Annotated in this window: 15 protein-coding genes and 1 pseudogene; 6 read left to right on the forward strand and 10 right to left on the reverse strand. The window is 67.1% G+C overall.

The window, feature by feature from the left end; translation table 11 throughout:
* Positions 1-185 precede the first annotated feature (185 nt).
* The gene (locus IPP98_10185; protein MBL0179476.1) at positions 186-347 is read right to left on the reverse strand and encodes a hypothetical protein; all 162 of its coding nucleotides are present in this window, start codon (positions 345-347) and stop codon (positions 186-188) included.
* A 3,253-nt stretch (positions 348-3,600) separates the two neighbouring features.
* Here IPP98_10185 and IPP98_10190 point away from each other — a divergent pair.
* The 4 genes from IPP98_10190 to IPP98_10205 all read left to right on the forward strand — a co-directional run bounded on the left by IPP98_10190 (position 3,601) and on the right by IPP98_10205 (position 5,208).
* The gene (locus IPP98_10190) at positions 3,601-3,915 is read left to right on the forward strand and encodes a hypothetical protein (protein ID MBL0179477.1); all 315 of its coding nucleotides are present in this window, start codon (positions 3,601-3,603) and stop codon (positions 3,913-3,915) included.
* Positions 3,915-4,346, forward strand: coding sequence for a hypothetical protein (locus IPP98_10195; GenBank protein ID MBL0179478.1), 432 nt, complete (start codon positions 3,915-3,917; stop codon positions 4,344-4,346). Before IPP98_10190 ends, IPP98_10195 begins: the two co-directional genes overlap by 1 nt.
* Before the next feature lie 119 nt (positions 4,347-4,465).
* Positions 4,466-4,993 carry a Rieske 2Fe-2S domain-containing protein gene (locus tag IPP98_10200; GenBank protein ID MBL0179479.1) on the forward strand — a complete coding sequence of 176 codons (528 nt, stop codon included), beginning with the start codon at positions 4,466-4,468 and terminating at the stop codon, positions 4,991-4,993.
* Between the two features lie 59 nt (positions 4,994-5,052).
* Positions 5,053-5,208 carry a hypothetical protein gene (locus IPP98_10205; protein ID MBL0179480.1) on the forward strand — a complete coding sequence of 52 codons (156 nt, stop codon included), beginning with the start codon at positions 5,053-5,055 and terminating at the stop codon, positions 5,206-5,208.
* A gap of 228 nt (positions 5,209-5,436) precedes the next feature.
* On the opposite strand, the gene IPP98_10210 is transcribed toward IPP98_10205, so the two are convergent.
* From IPP98_10210 to IPP98_10250, 9 genes and pseudogenes are all read right to left on the reverse strand, one after another.
* Positions 5,437-5,907 carry a hypothetical protein gene (locus IPP98_10210; GenBank protein MBL0179481.1) on the reverse strand — a complete coding sequence of 157 codons (471 nt, stop codon included), beginning with the start codon at positions 5,905-5,907 and terminating at the stop codon, positions 5,437-5,439.
* Positions 5,882-6,052 (reverse strand): hypothetical protein, encoded by a 171-nt coding sequence (locus tag IPP98_10215; protein ID MBL0179482.1) that lies wholly within the window; start codon positions 6,050-6,052, stop codon positions 5,882-5,884. The genes IPP98_10210 and IPP98_10215 overlap by 26 nt, the downstream gene beginning before the upstream one ends.
* A gap of 133 nt (positions 6,053-6,185) precedes the next feature.
* Positions 6,186-7,529 (reverse strand): hypothetical protein, encoded by a 1,344-nt coding sequence (locus IPP98_10220; GenBank protein MBL0179483.1) that lies wholly within the window; start codon positions 7,527-7,529, stop codon positions 6,186-6,188.
* A gap of 244 nt (positions 7,530-7,773) precedes the next feature.
* Entirely contained in the window at positions 7,774-9,054 is a 1,281-nt protein-coding gene (locus IPP98_10225) for a hypothetical protein (protein ID MBL0179484.1), read from the reverse strand.
* Positions 9,055-9,276: 222 nt separating this feature from the next.
* Complete coding sequence (locus IPP98_10230) at positions 9,277-10,329, reverse strand: serine/threonine protein kinase (GenBank protein MBL0179485.1); 1,053 nt, start codon at positions 10,327-10,329, stop codon at positions 9,277-9,279.
* Between the two features lie 464 nt (positions 10,330-10,793).
* On the reverse strand, positions 10,794-11,000 hold the full coding sequence (locus tag IPP98_10235; protein MBL0179486.1) for a hypothetical protein: 207 nt from the start codon (positions 10,998-11,000) through the stop codon (positions 10,794-10,796).
* Positions 11,000-11,332: a DUF4405 domain-containing protein gene (locus IPP98_10240; protein MBL0179487.1), complete on the reverse strand. Its 333-nt coding sequence runs from the start codon at positions 11,330-11,332 to the stop codon at positions 11,000-11,002. The genes IPP98_10235 and IPP98_10240 overlap by 1 nt, the downstream gene beginning before the upstream one ends.
* Before the next feature lie 222 nt (positions 11,333-11,554).
* Positions 11,555-12,182, reverse strand: a pseudogene (locus IPP98_10245) (carbonic anhydrase).
* Positions 12,183-12,353: 171 nt separating this feature from the next.
* The gene (locus IPP98_10250) at positions 12,354-12,947 is read right to left on the reverse strand and encodes a hypothetical protein (protein MBL0179488.1); all 594 of its coding nucleotides are present in this window, start codon (positions 12,945-12,947) and stop codon (positions 12,354-12,356) included.
* Between the two features lie 400 nt (positions 12,948-13,347).
* On the opposite strand from IPP98_10250, the gene IPP98_10255 reads away from it, so the two are divergent.
* Positions 13,348-14,370, forward strand: a complete 1,023-nt coding sequence (locus IPP98_10255) for a hypothetical protein (GenBank protein ID MBL0179489.1) — start codon at positions 13,348-13,350, stop codon at positions 14,368-14,370.
* Between the two features lie 9 nt (positions 14,371-14,379).
* Positions 14,380-16,137, forward strand: a complete 1,758-nt coding sequence (locus IPP98_10260; GenBank protein ID MBL0179490.1) for an NAD(P)-binding domain-containing protein — start codon at positions 14,380-14,382, stop codon at positions 16,135-16,137.
* Positions 16,138-17,769 lie beyond the last annotated feature (1,632 nt).

The raw sequence follows: 17,769 nt of genomic DNA on the forward strand, positions 1-17,769 counted from the left end.
CAGATGTCGCGGTCCTCCCAGTCGACCTTCTTCATCGTGGGTGGTGGACCCCGGGAAGGAGCAGCAGGCCGGTCACGGCGATCACCAACAGACCGCAATAAAGGGCGTAGATCCCCCAAGAGCTTGCCGGGGGCTCGGAGAGCTGGACGGCCACGGGCCCCATCCCGCCGTCAGCATCGCACTGTTCAGAAGGCGTCGAGCCAGCTCATCCGTGGCTCGAAGCGGCGGTAGCCCACCACGCCGATCACCAGCGGGAGGCGAGCACCGGCGAACGACACGACGGGAGTGCAGCAGCTGTTCGCCAGCCAGCGACGACGATTGGGCTGGGCCACGCCCGGCGCCGTCATTATGACAATTACCGCTTCGCGACGAAGCAGGAACCCGACGCCGCGCATCGTCTGCGGTAGAGCGGCACGCCGGCCGCTTCGTTCAGCTTCGCGCCGGAGGTCAGCCTACGTGACATCGAACCACATTGCTCGGGGTCGCCGAAGGTCCCAGACTTTTCGAGCACGTCAACCTGCGATCACCTCCGGCGTGCAGCAAGGCGTTACAATTCCAGCAACCGGAACTCCTTCGGCGTGAGGTCGAGTGGTCCCGTGGACGCAGGCGCGGTGCTGCAGTCGATCCATTCCCACGCAGTCGTACTGGTAGCTATGTCGAGTCGCTGTGCTCCGCCCCCGCGCGTCATGCCCGCAGTCGTGCCAGCAACTCGTCGCGAAGCCGAACGGCTTTCGAGAGATAGTCATCCGCCCGGCGTCCAACCCGCGGACCACGTCCTCCGGGGCGTCGCGGGGAGGTGAGCATCAGGATCGGCGTGGTGCGGCCCTCGCAATTGGATCGCCACCTGCACGCCGCCCTTCTTCGGCAGCATCACGTCGGAGCGGTGATTGCGTCATAAAGTCGCCCACAGGGGGCCAGCGTGAGCGCCGCCTCCTCCCCATCGACCGCGACATTCACCGTGTACCTCCCCTCGAGCCTCCATGCTTGATGGAAGGAGGCGACCTTCGCTCGTCTTCCAGCAACAGCAAAGCTTCACCGGTGGCGCTCCGGGGTCAGCGGGGACTTCCGAACAGTCGGGAGTGTCGAGGTAGCAGCCGCAGCCGCACGGGGCACGGTGTCGAGGTCTCGCCTGCAGGCGGGCCAATCGTCGCGCAGAGCGGCAGGCCGAGCCTCATTCCCTGTTTCTCCCTTCGGCAGTGGTCACATACACAATGAAGATCCGCTCGGCTTCCTCCCCGCGGGGATGCCGGGCCCTCATCCTCGACCAGATAGTGACCAGATCGCGCCTCGGGACGCACCGAGAGCCGCAAACGCGGTCTGTGCGGCGGCTGTACTTGATGGCGTTGGTCAGCAGGGGCGTTCATCAGGATCTCGTTCCACGCGGCTGGCGTCGGTTTCTGACCGTAAGGCAGGCCATCCGCAAGCTCCATCACCAGCCGGGATCGACTTGGCACTGGCCGCGGGTGTCGCCTGTCCCGTCGCCCGGTGGGCCAGCGCGACCGCGTCGGACAACACGTCGCACCACCGGTCGAGGCGATCCTCATCGAAGTCGACTCAGGTCGAGCAGGTCGCTGATCAGGTCGATGGCCCGCTGGGCGGCGTCAGTGCCACCCCGAATGCCTCTCGCGGAGCCGTCGCATTGATCCTGCTTGCGGACCCGCCCAGCCCGGACCATACACGCGGCGAGTGCGTTGCGCACCGTGAGATTGACCATCGCGAAGAACCGCTCGCGAGTCCGCTGGAGCCAGCACCCCGTCCAGCAGCCGGGCGCTTCTCTTCATGCAACCGCAAGGCGTTACTTCCACCGCGGCCGCCGGACATCGCGGCGAGCAGGATGGCGACGCGTTCGTCGTCGGCACTCGAACCGCTCACCCTGCTTCTCGGTCAGGCAGATTCCTGATGATCCCGCGCCGACCGGAGATCGGCACGCCCGGAGGAAGAAATGCATCGCGTGGATGGTGCGGGGAAAGTCGCTCGGTGAATCGGGGCGCGGCGGACTAAGGCCCGGGAGGCGGATCGGGCGCCCTTCCCGGAGCAGCAGGCCGAGGACGCCATGGCCTCGGGGCGGCGCGCCCATCACTTCCCGTTCCTCGTCACCGATGCCATGCGACGAAGCGCTCGAGCCACCGCACGTCCGGGGCGAGTACCACCGATCGCCGCGTACCGGGCGCCGATCACTCCGGGCGATCGCGACCACGCGGCGGGAGCACGCCCTCCGCGGGATTTCTCCGGAAGCAGGGCGAGTCCCGCGAGCACCAGCCCTCCATCCGTTCGCCTTCCTGGGCGTTTGCCGGAAATCGCCTCGTGGGCGCCGTCCTTCGGTCGCGGGTCACGCGTCGTGCCGTGATGGTTTGAAGCAACTCATCCCCGCCCATCCTCCCTTCCGGTGCGATGGCGCACCTCCGTTCTCACCGGTCCGCGGAATGAACTTTCGCTTCGCGCGTGGTTTTGCACGTCCTTCTCGAGACGGAACCGCCCGGCGACCCCGCCGGCGATAGTTCCACCAGAGAGTCAAACGAAACGGCCCAATGGGCCTGGCGGCAGAGCTCTTAACCAACTTCCACGACGTTGGCATCAGGCGCTTCGCCACGCAGCCGAGCGGTGGTGCAGCTACGATGCGATCCGAGCCTGGCCTTTGCCAGACTTGCAATCTTACTAACCAGAAGCCTCTCAAGCAGGACCGCATGTCAAATATATTACCGAGCGATGTGTTGAGGCTTTCCAAAGTACTGTCTGGCGGCTCCTACTCCCGCTGTCCCCAACGGTTGTCAGCGAACTCTGCACCGGTGGCAATGCGACCGCCAATGGCCATGCCCGACCATCCGCACGGTGGACGCACTTGCACGCCCTCGCCCAGCCTCCTGATGCGGTCCTCCCGGCGCGCTGGCGACGCGAAAACGCCTTCTGGAGCGCCAGCCGAGCGGTGAACAATCCAGTGGGCGGAAAACGTCCTCGGAATTGCCGGCGATCAGGCGACCCTGACCCTGGCCGCCCGGCACGACCGTGCACGCGCTCGACTTAGCAAGGACCGAATTTAACTTGGTGCCGACGGCGCTACGACACCGTTCGGATGGCCCGCGGACCGCAACCGCCCGGGGCACCGTCGCGACCAAGTGATTCCGCAAGTCAGGCATGCCAGCGGAGTGCTTCGGCGACCGAAACGTCCCCATTACACGCCCGCAAGTTGCCATGCCGATCGGGCGTCACTGGTGTGATTGCACAACAGCTTAGTGAGTTTCGCCGCCGTGGTAATGCTCGGAATCGCGCTGACATTCTGGAGTCGCTCATGCGCAGGTTTGCCTTCCCTCTTGCGATCTGTCGACCTCGACGGTGTCGCTCGCGGCGCAACAGGGCCCCACTTCAGTCGACGCTGCCTCCCAGTGAGTGCGGCGCGTGCGTGGCCTCGCTTGCCGTCGGCATTCATCAGGCGCCTGCGGACACCGGTCGCCTCGGGCGATCGAATACAGCACGCATACGCCGTCCGGCTGAAGATCCATCGACTCGCCAGCTACGCCGAGTTGCCACTCTTCGCGGCGGAATACTTTCTCGGCGAGAAGCTGCTGCGTGATCAGCGCAACGGGCTGAACCGGGGTGGCGAGGATGGTGGAAGCCGATCCGAGTGCGCGTGGTGCGCACTCGGCGGTGGCGGCCGGCCTCGGGGTGCTCTTCACCGTGAACACCGTCACGGGTGGGTGGAATCTCTACGAGTCGCGGAAGGATCCCTCGGGCCGGACACGCAAGTGGCTCCACACCATCACGATGCTCGCGGCCGATGCCGGATTCCTGTGGACCGCCGCGGCGGCGGAGGGGGCGCGTGAATCCGATGCCGGGGCGCGGACGCACCGCACGCGCGCCATCGCCTCGATGAGTCTCGCGACCGCCTCCACCGTGATGATGTGGCTCTGGAAGGATTGATGCTCGACCCGATCGAAACGCTCATCCGCTGGTGCGCGCCCTGGCAGACGTTCTACGGCGATTCCCGACTGACCGAGATCGCGGTCACCTCGGTGCACGTCGTGGCGATGCTGCTTGGCGGCGGCTTCGCCGTCGCGGCGGACCGACTCACGCTGCGCACGACGCGGCGCGACACCGCCGACCGGATGGCGATGCTCGACGAGTTGCAGTCGGTGCACCGGCCGGTGATGGTTGGATTGGCGGCGCTGTTCGCGAGCGGCGTGGCGCTTGCCGCCTCCGACGTCGAGACCTTCGCGGCGTCGCCCGCCTTTCTGGTGAAGCTGGCGCTGGTCGTGCTCCTCTCGGTCAACGGCCCGTCATGCTTCGCGCCGAAAGGCGGCTCCGCCTCGATCCGACCGAGGGGGCGCGCTGGGGCACGTTGCGCCTCGTGAGTTGGCTCTCACTCGTGCTCTGGGTCAGCACCGCCGTCGTCGGAGTCGTGCTCGTCAACGCGGCGTGAGTGCGCTGTACTGCGGTTGGCCGTCCACCATTGTCCTGCCGCGAGGTTCTTGTGAGCGATAGTACTGGCCTTAACGAAGACGCCGCCTGCGAAGGCTGGCGAATTGACCCGGCCCCGCCGGAATTCCTGAAGGAGATCGGCCTGGCCGCGATGGGCGCCTTGCTCCCTGGCCGGCATCCCGGCCGAGCTGGCCGCGACGATGCGGCCGCGGGACGGGCGGCCAGCGGCCGCGTCGGCGCCGATCCGACCTACCCCGTGCCGGCGGCCGATGGCGTGCAGATCGACAAGGTGAACGAGGTGATCCTGGTGCGCTGGCAGAGCAGCGTCTGGGCGTTCAACCTCTCCTGCCCGCACCAGCGGACGGCGTTGCGATGGACCGATGCCAAGCACGAATTCCAGTGCCCGAAGCACAAGTCGCGCTACCAGCCCGACGGCACCTTCATCGCCGGGCGCGCCACCCGCAACATGGATCGCTTCTCGATCACGCATACCGGGACCGAGATCATCGTCCACGTCGGGGCCATGCACAAGAGCGACGCGGACCAGGCAAGCTGGTCCGCGTCGGTGGTAAAACTCTGAGCGGTATGGAGCGGCGCCCTTAGCGTGCCCGACCCAGCCGGCGATCTTCCTCGTCCGTGGTGAAGCGGCCGCGCACGATGATGGCGACGCTCTTCCGGAAAATCGAGGCGCTCGGGAAGGGCAGTGCGGATTGCGTGGCGGAGCATCCCGGCGGAGGTGAGCAGTTCCTGCCCGGCGCGCAGGGACCACCGTTGAAGTCGATGCGCCGACCATAGCCACCATTCGGCAACTGGAAGCGCAGCACCAGCTCGGGCTGACGATTTCCGCGTCACCAGTTGCGCATTCGGCAGCGGGCCGATGGCAAACTGGAAGGTGACCAGTCGATCGATGCCGCTGACGGCACTCGGTGTCGCCTCCCAGGAACGCGACGGCCGAGGCGCTGAATGACTGCGTCTGCGGTGCGCCGGTCGTGGCATTCTTCACCACGCGCTCGGCCACCAGCGTCATCGGGTAGGCGATCGGCCCGGTCTGCCCAGGGCTCTCCTCGGCCGAGAGGTAGAGGCCGATCGAATGGACCAGTCCGCTGCCACCCACCGGACCGGGGATGGTGACGTAATACGCGGCGATGTCGTCTCGCGAGGCGGCGGGTTGCAGGCGTTGATGGTCGTGAAGTCGGCGGCGTGCGTCGCGGTGTAGAACACCTCCGCGCCCCCGGGTGCCGCCTGCAGCGAGGCGCGAAGCTGGTTGTCCCCTTCGCCGGGTACCCAGGCCACCGAGGCACTCCCGTCGGCCCCGGTGAGGGTCGTGGTGGTCGACGGTGCGCCGTTCACCGTGGCGCCCATGGCGCCGCCTGGCGTCCAGAAGACCGGGACACCAATCTGCGGGTTGTTGAACTGATCGGTGACCCGGACGGTCGGTGTCGGGCTGACCGGGCCGTCGTTGACCTTGTCATACGCCGTGGGACCGACCGCCACGAACCGCAACGCGGTCCCAGGGCAGAACGTCGAAGAGGTTGCTCCCCGTGGTGCTCGTCACCACGCCCGCATCGCCGAACGCGGCAGTGGCGGCGAATCGGTAGCCCGTGGCCGACTGCAGGATCGTGGTGCTGAACGTGGCCACACCATTGACGGTGTTGGCGACCTTGGTCGTCCGCCGCCATCAAAGCTGTTCTTGTTCAGCGACAGCGTCACCGGCGTCGATGCCGTCGGAACGATCGTGCCCAGATCGGAGCGCACTTCGACGCGCGCCGGAATCAGTGCACCGGCGCTGTAACGCTGCCCGCGGCCGGTTGAGTGAAGACCAGGTTGCTCGCCCCATACGTGGCGATCAGCCAGCCCGGCGCATCCGGGACAAACTCGATCACATCCGGGTCGAGGTCGGCCGGTGGCGTGAGTGCCACGGTCAGCTTCGTGTAGGCCGTACGAAGTGCGGACGTCGTGCCGAAGTTGAGGCAACTCACGGCCGCAGTCCCGGCAGCGTTGGTCGCGGCATCGGCGCCGCAGACCGTGGCGTTGCCCGGCTTGGCGCTGTACGGCGCCACCGTGGACGGCGCGGCGTTCCACGCGGCGATCACCCCGGGAATCGGAGTGCCGAGACGCGTCTTGACCGTGACGCTGGGGAGGCCCGCCCCGCCGCGCGTCGTGCCGACCGTGCCGTCGATGGTGGTGACGAGCAGGGCGTCGCGGACGAACTCGCTGGTCGACCCGCCCACGCCACCCGAGGCGAACAGCTGCGGATCGACCGGCTCGAACGGCGAGAACTCGCTGGTCGCACCACCGATGCCGCCGCCGGCGAGGCGCCGGGCCGCGGAGAGGGGGGCCGGGAGAATCATGCTCGCCAGCGTGGTGAGGGCACGACCGCCCCAGGTCGAGGGCATCGCCGCCGACGTGACCGCGCCGCAGGCGAGCGCCATTTCGGGAGGAAGGTCCACGCGGGGGAGCACTTCAAAGGTGCTCGCATCCTTCTGGTGGCCGAGGACGAGCCTCGCCAGCAGCGCGTCGAGTTCACTCGCCGGGACGTTCGTCAACTCGGCGGGATTCGGACAGACGCCGATGATCGCCTTGGGGCCGGGCTTGAGGGTCTGCGCCGGCGAGACCGTCCACTCATAGATGAAGGGGTACTTGTCGAGCGGCGTCGTGAGCGCGTTGAGATCGGTGACGCGCTTGACCGTGACGACGGTATTCTCGACCACTGCATCGGGCGGAAACTGCGCACCGCTCTGCACATTCTGCGTCATCAGCGTCGTGATCGGGTCGCCGACGTGCACCACCCAGGTCTCCCGGGGGTTCGCGATGCCCGCGTCGATGCCGACATAGCAGAAGACCTGGTTCATCAACGTTGCCAGCGCCGCCGGCGAATGGGCGACGAGGTGCAGCGAGTCCTGCAGCAGGAGAAAGTCCACCAGCTCGAAGGCCTTCGCCTTCGCGAGCGTCGGGTTGTTGGCGTTCGTCGCCTGGACGATCGCGTTCCAGGTGCTCGTGGCGGTGAAGGTGCTCGCCAGCGAGGTGAAGCCGCTCGAGAGCGCCGCCTGGATCTGTACCGGATCGGAGATGCACGGCGAGAGGCCCGCGGCAATGCCGCCTGTGCGGCACCGCACGGACGGGCGTGTCGGGAAGTGAAGCGGTATCACCGCATGCACTCGCCAGTAATGTCACCGCGAGGAGCGGCAACCAGGTCACACGAGACACATCGCCTCCGGAAGAAATACAGGAGGGAGGATCATCGGGGATCTTGGCGATGTGTGGTCCTGCCGAGTCACCCTACTACTCCCTATGGCGATTGATATACGCCACAGCGGGAGGTCCCGCAATGCTGTTGCGCCAGTGTCACACCCCTGTGACCTAGTTCGCGATCAGCTTCTGGAATCCCGGCGCCTTCTCGATTGGCCGGTACCACCAGCCGACATACGCCTGGATCGCCTTCCGCCGGTCGTCTTCCTTCGAAAGGAAGACCTTCAGGTTGGCCAGCGCCGCGGTGGTGTCGCTGCGAAGGACGCTCACGAAGGCGGCGTACTGGGGCAGTTCGAGGTTCGGGTCGACTTCCGGGTTGCCGCGCGACCGGTCGACCACCCGCTTGGCGCTGTCGCCCAGGTTGGCACGGGTGAGCACGGCCGCCACGAGGAGGTCGCTCTTGAACCGTTCGAACCGCTGCTGCGGCTTCGGGACGAGGGCGGTGATTGAATCGGCAAGCTTCCACGCCAGCGCCACGTCGGGCTCCTTCGCGCGCGAGGTCATCAGGTAGAGCTGGCAGCGCGGCGCCTGCGCCGACGCGGGATAGCGGCGCTGCATCTCGTCGCACCAGCGGTTTGCCTTGGTCCAGTCTTCGAGGTCGTACGACGCGAGGATCAGCCGGTTCAAGACGGTCTGCGCGTTGCTCAGGAAGGCGTCGGCGTTCCATGCCTTCTCGGCGGCCTGATAGATGTCGAGCGGCGGGACTTCCGGGATGTAGTAGTAGAGGTGCGACAGCGATGCCCAGGCGCCAGCCTGATTCGGATTGAGCTCGGTCGCCTTCTCGAGGTCGGCCCGCGCCGCCAGCTTCAGCGCGTCGATCTTCTCCTTCTCGGCGTCGACCTTCAGCAGGTAGCGCCAGTATTGCAGGTTCCCGCGCAACTCGAGCGCATTGGGGTCCTGCGGCTGCAGCGCCAGTGCCCGGTTGATGTGCGCCAGCCCGGCGTCGATCGGCGCCTTGGCGTCGAGCGGATCCTGGTTGCGGCGCGATGTCTCGTAGGCAAGGCGAGCCCGGCCGATGATCGGGTCGGGCCACTTCGGGTCGAGCGCTTCGGCCTGCGCGAGCAGCGTGTCGGCCTGGGCGCGGATGAGGAGCACACTATCCCCCTTCGCGGCGGCTGCCTGCTTCCGCAGCCGCTCCGCGCGCTGCACCAACAACCAGGCATCGTTGTTCGAGGTTGCCTGACGCTGCTGTTTCATCAGCACTTCGCTGCCGATTCCCTGCTGGATGAGGGTGGCGACCTCGCGCGCGGTGGAGTCGCGCGCTGCCGCGAAGTTGCGGCCATCCACCGTAAAGCTCTTCCGGTCGCCGAAGTCGGCGCCCGAGTTGCCGTCGATCAGCCGGATCGAGACCTTGATCTTGTCGCCCTGCTGTTCGAGCGTCCCCTTGACCAATGTGCCGGCGTTGAGCGCCTTGCCGATATCCTCGACCGCGATCGAGTCGTTGCCGCGATACTGCCCGACACCGCCCGCCGAGATGACGGCGATGCTCGGGACGGTGTTGAGGTTCTCGATCAGCGCTTCGGTCAGCCCATCGGCGAGTGCCGAGAGGAGTCACCGGGGCTGATGCTCTGGAAGTACAGCACGGCGATCCGCTTCGCCGGCAATCCGGTGCCATCAGCCATCGCCGCGGCGGTTGCCGCCCGCACTCATCTTGTAGGCCCCGAAGCCGGCGGCGGCGACCACAAAGAGCGCGGCGGCGAGCACTGCCGGCCGCTTCCAGAGCGGCACCGGCATCGGCGCGGCGACGCCAAACGCGCTGGTCATCCCGCTGTTGGTACGGCGCGCCGTCGTGTGCCGCATCGTCATCATGCGAGTGGACGTCGCCCCGGCCGCCATCGGCGCGGCGACCAGCATCTCGGCGAACGCCGCCGCGCTCTGCGGCCGGTCGGCCGGCGACTTCCCCAGCGCGCAGAAGATCGCGTACTCGACTTCCTCCGGCACCGACTGACGGATGATCCGGAGCGACGGGACCTGCTCCATCACATGCTTGGCGAGGATCGCCGAGGCATTCTTCCCGCTGAAGGGCGGCTCACCCGCGAGCATCTCGAATAGCATGCAACCCAGGGAGTAGATGTCGGCGGTGACGCCGACCTTCTCGCCCATCCCCTGTTCGGGTGCCATGTAGGTCGGCGTGCCGAGCGCCATCCCGGTCTGCGTCAGCTGCTGCGCGCCATCCTCGACCGCGCGGGCGATGCCGAAGTCGGCCACCAGCGCGTGGCCACCGCTGAGAAGGACGTTCTCCGGCTTGATGTCGCGGTGGATGACCTGTTGCTTGTGGGCGTACTCAAGGGCATCGGCCACTTCGAGCGTGATCTGCAGCGCATCCTCGACGGAAAGCTGGCCTTCGCGGTCGAGGCGGTCGCGGAGCGACTCCCCTTCGACGAACGGCATCACGTAGTAGAGCAGGCCGTCGGAGTTGCCCGAGTCGTACATCCCGAGGATGTGCGGGTGCTGCAGCCGCCCGGCGACCCGGATCTCGCGCTCGAAGCGCTCGCCGCCGATCGAGGCGGAAAGGTCCGGGTGGAGCACCTTCACGGCCACCTTGCGGTCGTGCTTGATGTCGCGGGCCAGGAAGACCGTGGCCATGCCCCCACGGCCAAGCTCCCGCTCGAACGCATAGCGATCGGCGAGGTGGGTCTGCAGTCGTTCGAGGGTGGTATCGGCCAAGCTGGAGGCCTCGGGCCGGAGAGGGTTGAGAGCTAAAGGATAAGTCCGGCTCCGAAGAACGCGCCAGCGGTGGCGGGGCGAATCCGCCGTCGGAGGCTCGATTCCTGGTACCCCCGCTTAGATTTCCCCTGCGGCCACTTTGCCGTCCTTCGTCCCCGGCACGAGTGAGTTCGCATGAGCGCCTACAAGACCCTGCAGCGTCGCCTGACCCTTGGCGGACGCGAATACCATTTCGTCACCTGCGAGGGTCAGCGGGCCAATCCGTCGCGTGGGCACCCCGAGGTCCCGCCGACCTGGGCGCTGATGGCGGCAGGCAAGCGGTGGACGGTGATGCCGGAACTGGCCGATCAGGACGAGGCCGAGATCGATCGCCAGCTGCTGGCGTGGCTGGGTGAGCACATGGGAGCGAGCCGGGGATCATCGCCGATCGGGGCGATCCCGCCAGCGGTCGGAAGGGCTAGTCCTCAGTCGAGCTTGAGCTTCAGGACCCGTCGCCCGACCACGGCGACGCCCAGCACAAAGACCGATTCCAGAAGAAAGCGGGGGCCACCGTCCGGAAGATTCGGGCGATCGGTCCCCGGTCGCATTTTCATGATGTCCGGCGGCGGTCCGCGCCGTTCCGTCTGCCCGTCGGCCGTGCGGAGCTCCATTTCGCCGCCCTCTTCCGGCATCACCGCCCGCCGCCCCAGACCACCACCGCCAGCACCGCCGACACCACGGTGATCCAGAAGATCCGCGGGACGGGGCGCACCAGGAGCGGCTCGCCCTGGCTGGGCGGTTCGCCCGCCTGCCGCGCTCGCAGCGCGCGCCGCACCCCGTTGCTGATCAGGTCCCAATTGAGCGCCACGTGCAGCCCAAGGATGATCAGCGTGACTGTCGACGACGACTCATGCAGCTCGTGCCACATCCCGTAGCGCGCATTGGTCAGATGATTCGGGAAGATCGATTTCGACATGTAGAAGCCGGACGCCAGGGCCACGCCCATCGCCACGAAGAGCGCCACGTTGAGCAGCAGCGAGAGCGATGGCCGGCGCCTCCCCGCGGGAGGAGTTGGCCAATCGGGTCAGCGCCCACTCCCAGTGGATCACCAGGTGAAGCACGATGGTTGCCAGCAACGCCACCGCCAGCCACTCGTGGATCGGCACGCCGGTCAAGCGCCACGCCATCAGGGCAATGAACGCGACGAGCATGAGTGCGTCGAGGATCAGTGAGGTGATCCGCCGGGTCATGCCGGCACCCCATCGAAAAAGGTGACCACCCCGGTCTCCAGCGAATACTCGGCGCCCACCACCAACAGGCCATCCTCTCGAATCAACTGTTCCAGGATCTCCGAGCCGTGTCGCAGATGGTTGGCGGAGGCGCGGATGTTGGCCCTGACCGCCTCGGCCACCAGGGCGTCGTGGTCGTGGGCGAGCGGCGTGTCGAGGAGCGACTCGACCGACGGCCGCACCAGGTCGACAATCGACCGGATGTTGCGCGAGTGGGTCGAGCTCGGCGAGGGTGCAGCAGCTCCTCGATGGTGGCCACGATCGCGCCGCACTGCGAATGGCCCAGGACGACCACCAGCCGGGTGTGGAACCGTTCGGCCGCGAATTCGACGCTCCCGACCAGCGAGGGGCGACGATGTTGCCGGCAACCCGGATCACAAAGAGATCGCCGAGTCCCTGGTCGAAGACGATCTCGGCCGGAACGCGGGAGTCGGCGCAGCCGAGAATGATGGCGAAAGGCTCCTGACCTTCCGTCAACTCCGCGCGACGGGCTTGGTGGAGCACCGGCGCGCCACCGCTGACGCTGGTGTTGAAACGGCGATTGCCGGCCTGGAGTCGGGCGAGGGCTTCGTGGGCAGGGATCATGGAGGAAGGGTACTACCGGGCAGGGGGGCGCGGTGAGGGGGTCATCCGAAGTTATCCGGAGGGAACGACAACCGGCCTGATGAGAGCTAGTTCTCGCCAGGCCGGTAAAAGTGTCAATTATTTATACAGCATGCAGCTCACTTATCGATCAGGGCTTCGCATCATCGCTCGTCACTTCGTCGGGGTCGTCTTCAGGAAGTCGTCGAGTAGCGTGCGGTGCGCCAAATACTCGGGACGCTTCATTGCGACCTCGGCGTCGAAGTGCTGGCGGAAGGCGAGTCGTGCTGCACGCCCGGCCGCGACGTTCCCTTGATAGTCCGCAATGAGTGCGCGGAGGTAGTCGACGAGGAGGTGATTCTTGGCACTCGCCACGATGGTGTCGACCTGCGCCACCGCACCGGGAAGGTGACCGACCTGCGCACGCAGCAAGGCGAGGTGAAAGCGCAGATCGTTGTTGCGATCGGCCGTCGGAAGATTCGTGAACGCCTGCTCCATCATCGGGAAGAATCGCACGACCGTGGCCGTGTCGCCCGACTGCACCGACGCCTGAATCCGATCGGCCAATCGCAGGAATTGCTCTTCGGGACTGAGTTTCGAGAGATCCGGTGGGGTGCCATCCGATGCCACGGCACCGCTCGGCGTCGGATCCACGCCAGCGGTGACGGTCGGACTGGGACGCGAGGCGGCCCACCCCAACGCTGCAATCGCCGCGACTCCGATCATCGCCGGAATGGTCCACCCAGGCGTCCGACGCGAGGTGACCACGCTCGGTGTGTCGGCAGCGAACGGTTGCGCGTCACCACCGAAACTCGTCCCACAATTCGCGCAAAACTTCGTACCCGGCGGCGCCACGATGCCGCATTGCCGACAGGCTGACTCGGCGGTCGCCATGCCGCAGCTCTCGCAGAATTTTCCGTGGACCGATGCGCCGCAGTGGGGACAGGATGTTGGGGATGAGTGCTGCAATGGGCCTCCGCCGCATCAAGTGATTGGCTTGAATCATTCAAGGGGCAGGCTGAGATTCGGCCCGCAATCTGCAATACGTACAAGTGTACAAAGAATGCACACCGATTCCGATACTGCCGGGTTGTGAGATCCGTATCCGACCGGATAGGATGTCCCCGCGGAACCACTTGCCGATTCGCTGCACGACTTGAGGGAAGGGATGACCGAGCCTGCGCGCCAACTGCACACCGCCTACGAGATGCCCCGCCAGCCTGAACTGGTCCGGGCGCCTCAAGTATCGACGGCGGTCGATGCTGCACCCAGCACCGCGGTTCGGCCGACGCCAAAGCAGTCAGCCGCCGACGCCGCCCGCCGGGGTCGTTGGAAGATCTGGGGGTGGACCTTCGGGGTGGCGTTGCCGTTGGCTGCCGTCAACCTGATCGGCGCCCCGTACTATCTGGAGCCGATGGCCCTCCGGGTTCGCCACCCTTGGCATGCCATGCTCCGTCCGTCGGGGACCGTCGGCCTGACCGCCGGGATCATCGCCGTCGCGATCTTCATCTTCCTCTGGCTCTACCCGCTCCGGAAGAAGTACAAGCGCCTCGCCTTCCTCGGCTCGCTCGGCAAATGGATGGACGTGCACGTCGCCACGGCGCTGGCGATGCCCCTCCTGCTGGCGATTCACGCGACCTGGCGCGCCGATGGCGTGATCGGTCTCGGCCTGCTCTCGATGATGGTCGTGATCGCCAGCGGCGTGATCGGCCGGTACCTCTACGTCCGGATTCCACGCGCTCGCAACGGCGTCGAGTTGACGCGTGAGGAAGTTGCCGGTCGGCGCCGCGAGTTGATCGGTGAGCTGGCCGAGACAACCGGACTCGGCGTCGACGTGGTCGAACGCACCCTCGCGGTCGGGGCGCCGGTGGAGGCTGAGCAGAGCCTCGGCAAGATCTTCCTGCGGTTGCTGGCCGACGATCTCACGCGGTGGCGTCGCACCTCGGAGCTGCAGCGCCGCTGGGCGGGAGTCGCACCGGCGGGGCGGCCGCTGAGCAAGGCTGCCCTCGGCGAGGCGGTGCGCCTGGCGTCGCAGGAGATGTCACTTGAGCAGCAGTCGCGCATGCTCGAGGCAACCCATCGGGTCTTCAGGTTCTGGCACGTGGCCCACCGTCCCTTCGCGGTGACGGCGATGGTTGCGGTCATCATCCACATCGTGGTCGTCCTCGCCGTCGGCGTGGTGCGGTACTAGGCCGCGACCATGGAATCCCTCGCCACCCTCCTCGCCTTCGTGCTGATCACCGGGCTCGCCATCCGCATGCACCTGCGGTCCACGGCGAAGGCGGGCGGCGGGTCCGCGATGATGCCGAATTGTCCGCGGTGCGGCACGGCGCTCCACGTCGGGGCGATGCGGTGTCGTCAGTGCGGTGCGCCGCAGCAGGCCTACGAACTCGTCTCGGCGCCGGTCGTCGAGGGGGAGCTCGCAGCCGGGAGCGGCGAGCCGAAGGCGATGGTCCGTGCCGATGTCTGCGTCGGCTGCGGCACCTGCGTGGACGCCTGCCCGGAGCCGGGCGCGATCACCATGCACAAGAAGCTCGCGGTGGTGGATGACGCCCTCTGCAAGGGCCACGGCGAATGCGTGGCGGCCTGTCCGGTCGGCGGCATTCTGGTGACGACGGGCGCGGCGGTGAACCGGGTCTCTGTCCCACTGGTCAATGCCAATTTCGAGAGCAACCTCCCCGGGCTCTACATCGTCGGCGAGCTCGGCGGGCGCGGGCTGATCAAGAACGCGGTGAATGAGGGGCGCCTGGCGGTCGAGCACATCGCCGCGACGCTGACCCCGGCCACCGCCGACGAGCGCGACGCGGTCGACGTGCTGATCGTCGGCAGCGGTCCGGCCGGCCTGAGCGCGGGCGTCGAGGCGATCCGCAACGGTCTCAAGTACGTGATGGTCGAGCAGGGGGAGCTCTCGGAAAGCGTGCGCAAGTATCCGCGCCACAAGCTGCTGCTGGCGGAACCGATTCAAATGCCGCTCTACGGCAACCTCTGGGTGGCGGACACCTCCAAGGAGGCGTTGCTGCGCGCGTGGGAGAGCATCGTCGACAGTAGCGGGCTCCAGGTCCGGACTGGCGAGCGCGTCCTCAAGGTCACGCCCGAGGGGACCCTCTTTCAGGTCGAGACCTCGGCCGGCCGCTATCGGACGCGCCGCGTGGTGCTCGCGATGGGACGCCGTGGCTCACCGCGGAAGCTCGGCGTGATCGGCGAGGAGCTGAACAAGGTCGTCTACGAGATCGTCGAGATGGAGCAGTTTGCCGGGCGACGGGTTCTGGTGGTCGGTGGCGGCGACAGCGCGATCGAATCGGCGGTCGGCCTCGGAAACCAGGATGGCACCACGGTGCATCTCTCCTACCGTGGCGAATCGTTCCCGCGGATCAAGCCGCGGAATCAGGAGAAGCTCGATCGGGCGGTGGCGGCAGGGCGGATCACCCTGTTGCTCCAGACGCAATTGCGCGAAGTGCGGGCCGACGTGGCGATCCTCGAGGGGCCGTCCGGGGGCGATGATCCTCCCGAACGACGATGTGGTGATCCGGATCGGTGGCGATGCGCCGTTCGCATTCCTCGAGCAGATCGGCGTGCGCATCGTGCAGAAGGACGTGCCGATTCCTCGGGATGTCGAGAGGGTGAGCTGATTGCGCTGGCTTCGGTGGCTCGGGCTGGTGGTCCTGGTGCTGCCGGGCCGAGTGGAGGCGCAGATCTCTCCGGGTCCGCTCGCGAAGGCGCACCAGGCGCTCGAAGGGGCGACCAAGTGCTCGCAGTGTCATGGCCCCTCAAAGGACGCGATGCCACGACTCTGTCTGAGTTGCCACAAGGAAGTGACGCTGCTGGTGTCGCAGGGACGCGGCTACCACGCGCGCGAGGCGAAGACGTCGGGGAAGAGCTGCGCGTCGTGTCATCCGGATCATGCCGGTCGCGAATTCGCCATGATCGCCTGGCCGGCCGGCGGCCGCGACCGCTTTGATCATCGCGGCGCGGGATGGGTGCTGGAGGGGAAGCATGCACCGCTCGCCTGCGCCAAGTGCCACGTGGCGACCTACCGGACCGATCCGGCGGCGCTGATCTCGCCCCGCAAGGGATCACCGGGGTGGATGGGACTGGAGACGGCCTGCGCGTCGTGCCACGCCACGGACGACCCGCACCAGAAGTCGCTGGGCCCGAAATGCGAGAAGTGCCACACCGCCGATGCGTGGGATCCGGCCCCGAAATTCGATCACATGAATTCCCGATATCGTCTGACCGGGGCCCATGAACAGGTGACCTGCAATGCCTGCCACCTCCCGCCGACACTCCGTATTACACCGGATGCCACTGGGAAGCGGAACCCCCTGTACCGCCCCCTGCCGTATGCCGAATGCTCGAGTTGCCACGCCGACCCGCACAAGGGGCGGCTGTCGTCAAAGTGCAGTGATTGTCACGTTACCCAGGGGTTTGATGTGCTGGATCGGCGCGGCTTCAACCACTCGCTGACTCGCTACCCGCTCCTTGGCAAGCATCGCCAGGTGAGCTGCGACGCATGTCACGGGCGGGACATGGTGAAGCCACGGCCGGTCTCCACCACCTGTACCGCGTGTCATGCCGATCGGCATGCCGGCGAGGCGACGCTGGCGGGCGAGGTGGTCGACTGCGCCGCCTGCCATCGGGTCGAGGGCTTCGCCCCATCGACCTTCACCGTGGCCCAGCACGGCACCGCGCGTTACCCGCTGGGCGGCAAGCATCGCGTGGTCCCCTGCGCCTCGTGCCACAAGGCGACCAAGGCGGCGGGGGCGGCCAGCGTGACGCACCTGCGAGTCGCCTTCGCCACCTGTACCTCCTGCCACGTCGATGCGCACGGCGCACAGCTACCCGGGACGGCGTGCGAGAGCTGCCACAGCGATCTCGGGTGGAAGGAGCTCCGGTACGATCGGGCCACGCACAGCACGACGACGCTGCCCCTCGAGGGTCGGCACGCGGCGATTGCCTGCACCGATTGTCACTCGGCGTCCCGCAGCGGGTTGCCGGCCCTCGCGAAGACGACGGCGCTCGGGACCGCGGGACTCCAGTTCAAGCTGAAGGAGACGCGGTGTGCGGCGTGCCACGCCGATCCGCACGCCATCGCGGGCGAGGCGCGCCGTCGCGACACGACCCTCACGTGTGGCGACTGCCACTCGGCGACGGCGTTCCGCCCGTCGACGATCGGGATGGAATCGCACGCGCGGTTCTCGTTTGCCCTCGAAGGTGCCCATCGCGCGGTGCCCTGTCGCGAGTGCCATAGTGGGCTGCCGGCGTCGAGCGGGATTGCGACGGGCCGGGCATCGCTCGTCGGGGCGTCCAGCACGATGGCTCGGGTGGCCCTGGGCGTGCCGAAGGGCACCACCTGCGCCAGCTGCCATCAGACGCCGCACGGAACGCAATTCGACGCGCGCCCCGACAAGGGCCGGTGTGAGGCGTGCCACACCAGCGATCGCTTTGTCGGGGCGCTCCGCTTCGATCATGAACGGCAATCGGCGTTTTCGCTCACCGGGGCGCACGCCGCGGTTCCCTGCGCCAAGTGTCATCGCACCGAGCAGGTCGGTGGAACCGCACGGGTGATCTACCGCCCCGTCGCCACGAGCTG

This window comes from Gemmatimonadota bacterium (assembly GCA_016720805.1).
Classification (GTDB): Bacteria; Gemmatimonadota; Gemmatimonadetes; order Gemmatimonadales; family GWC2-71-9; genus Palsa-1233.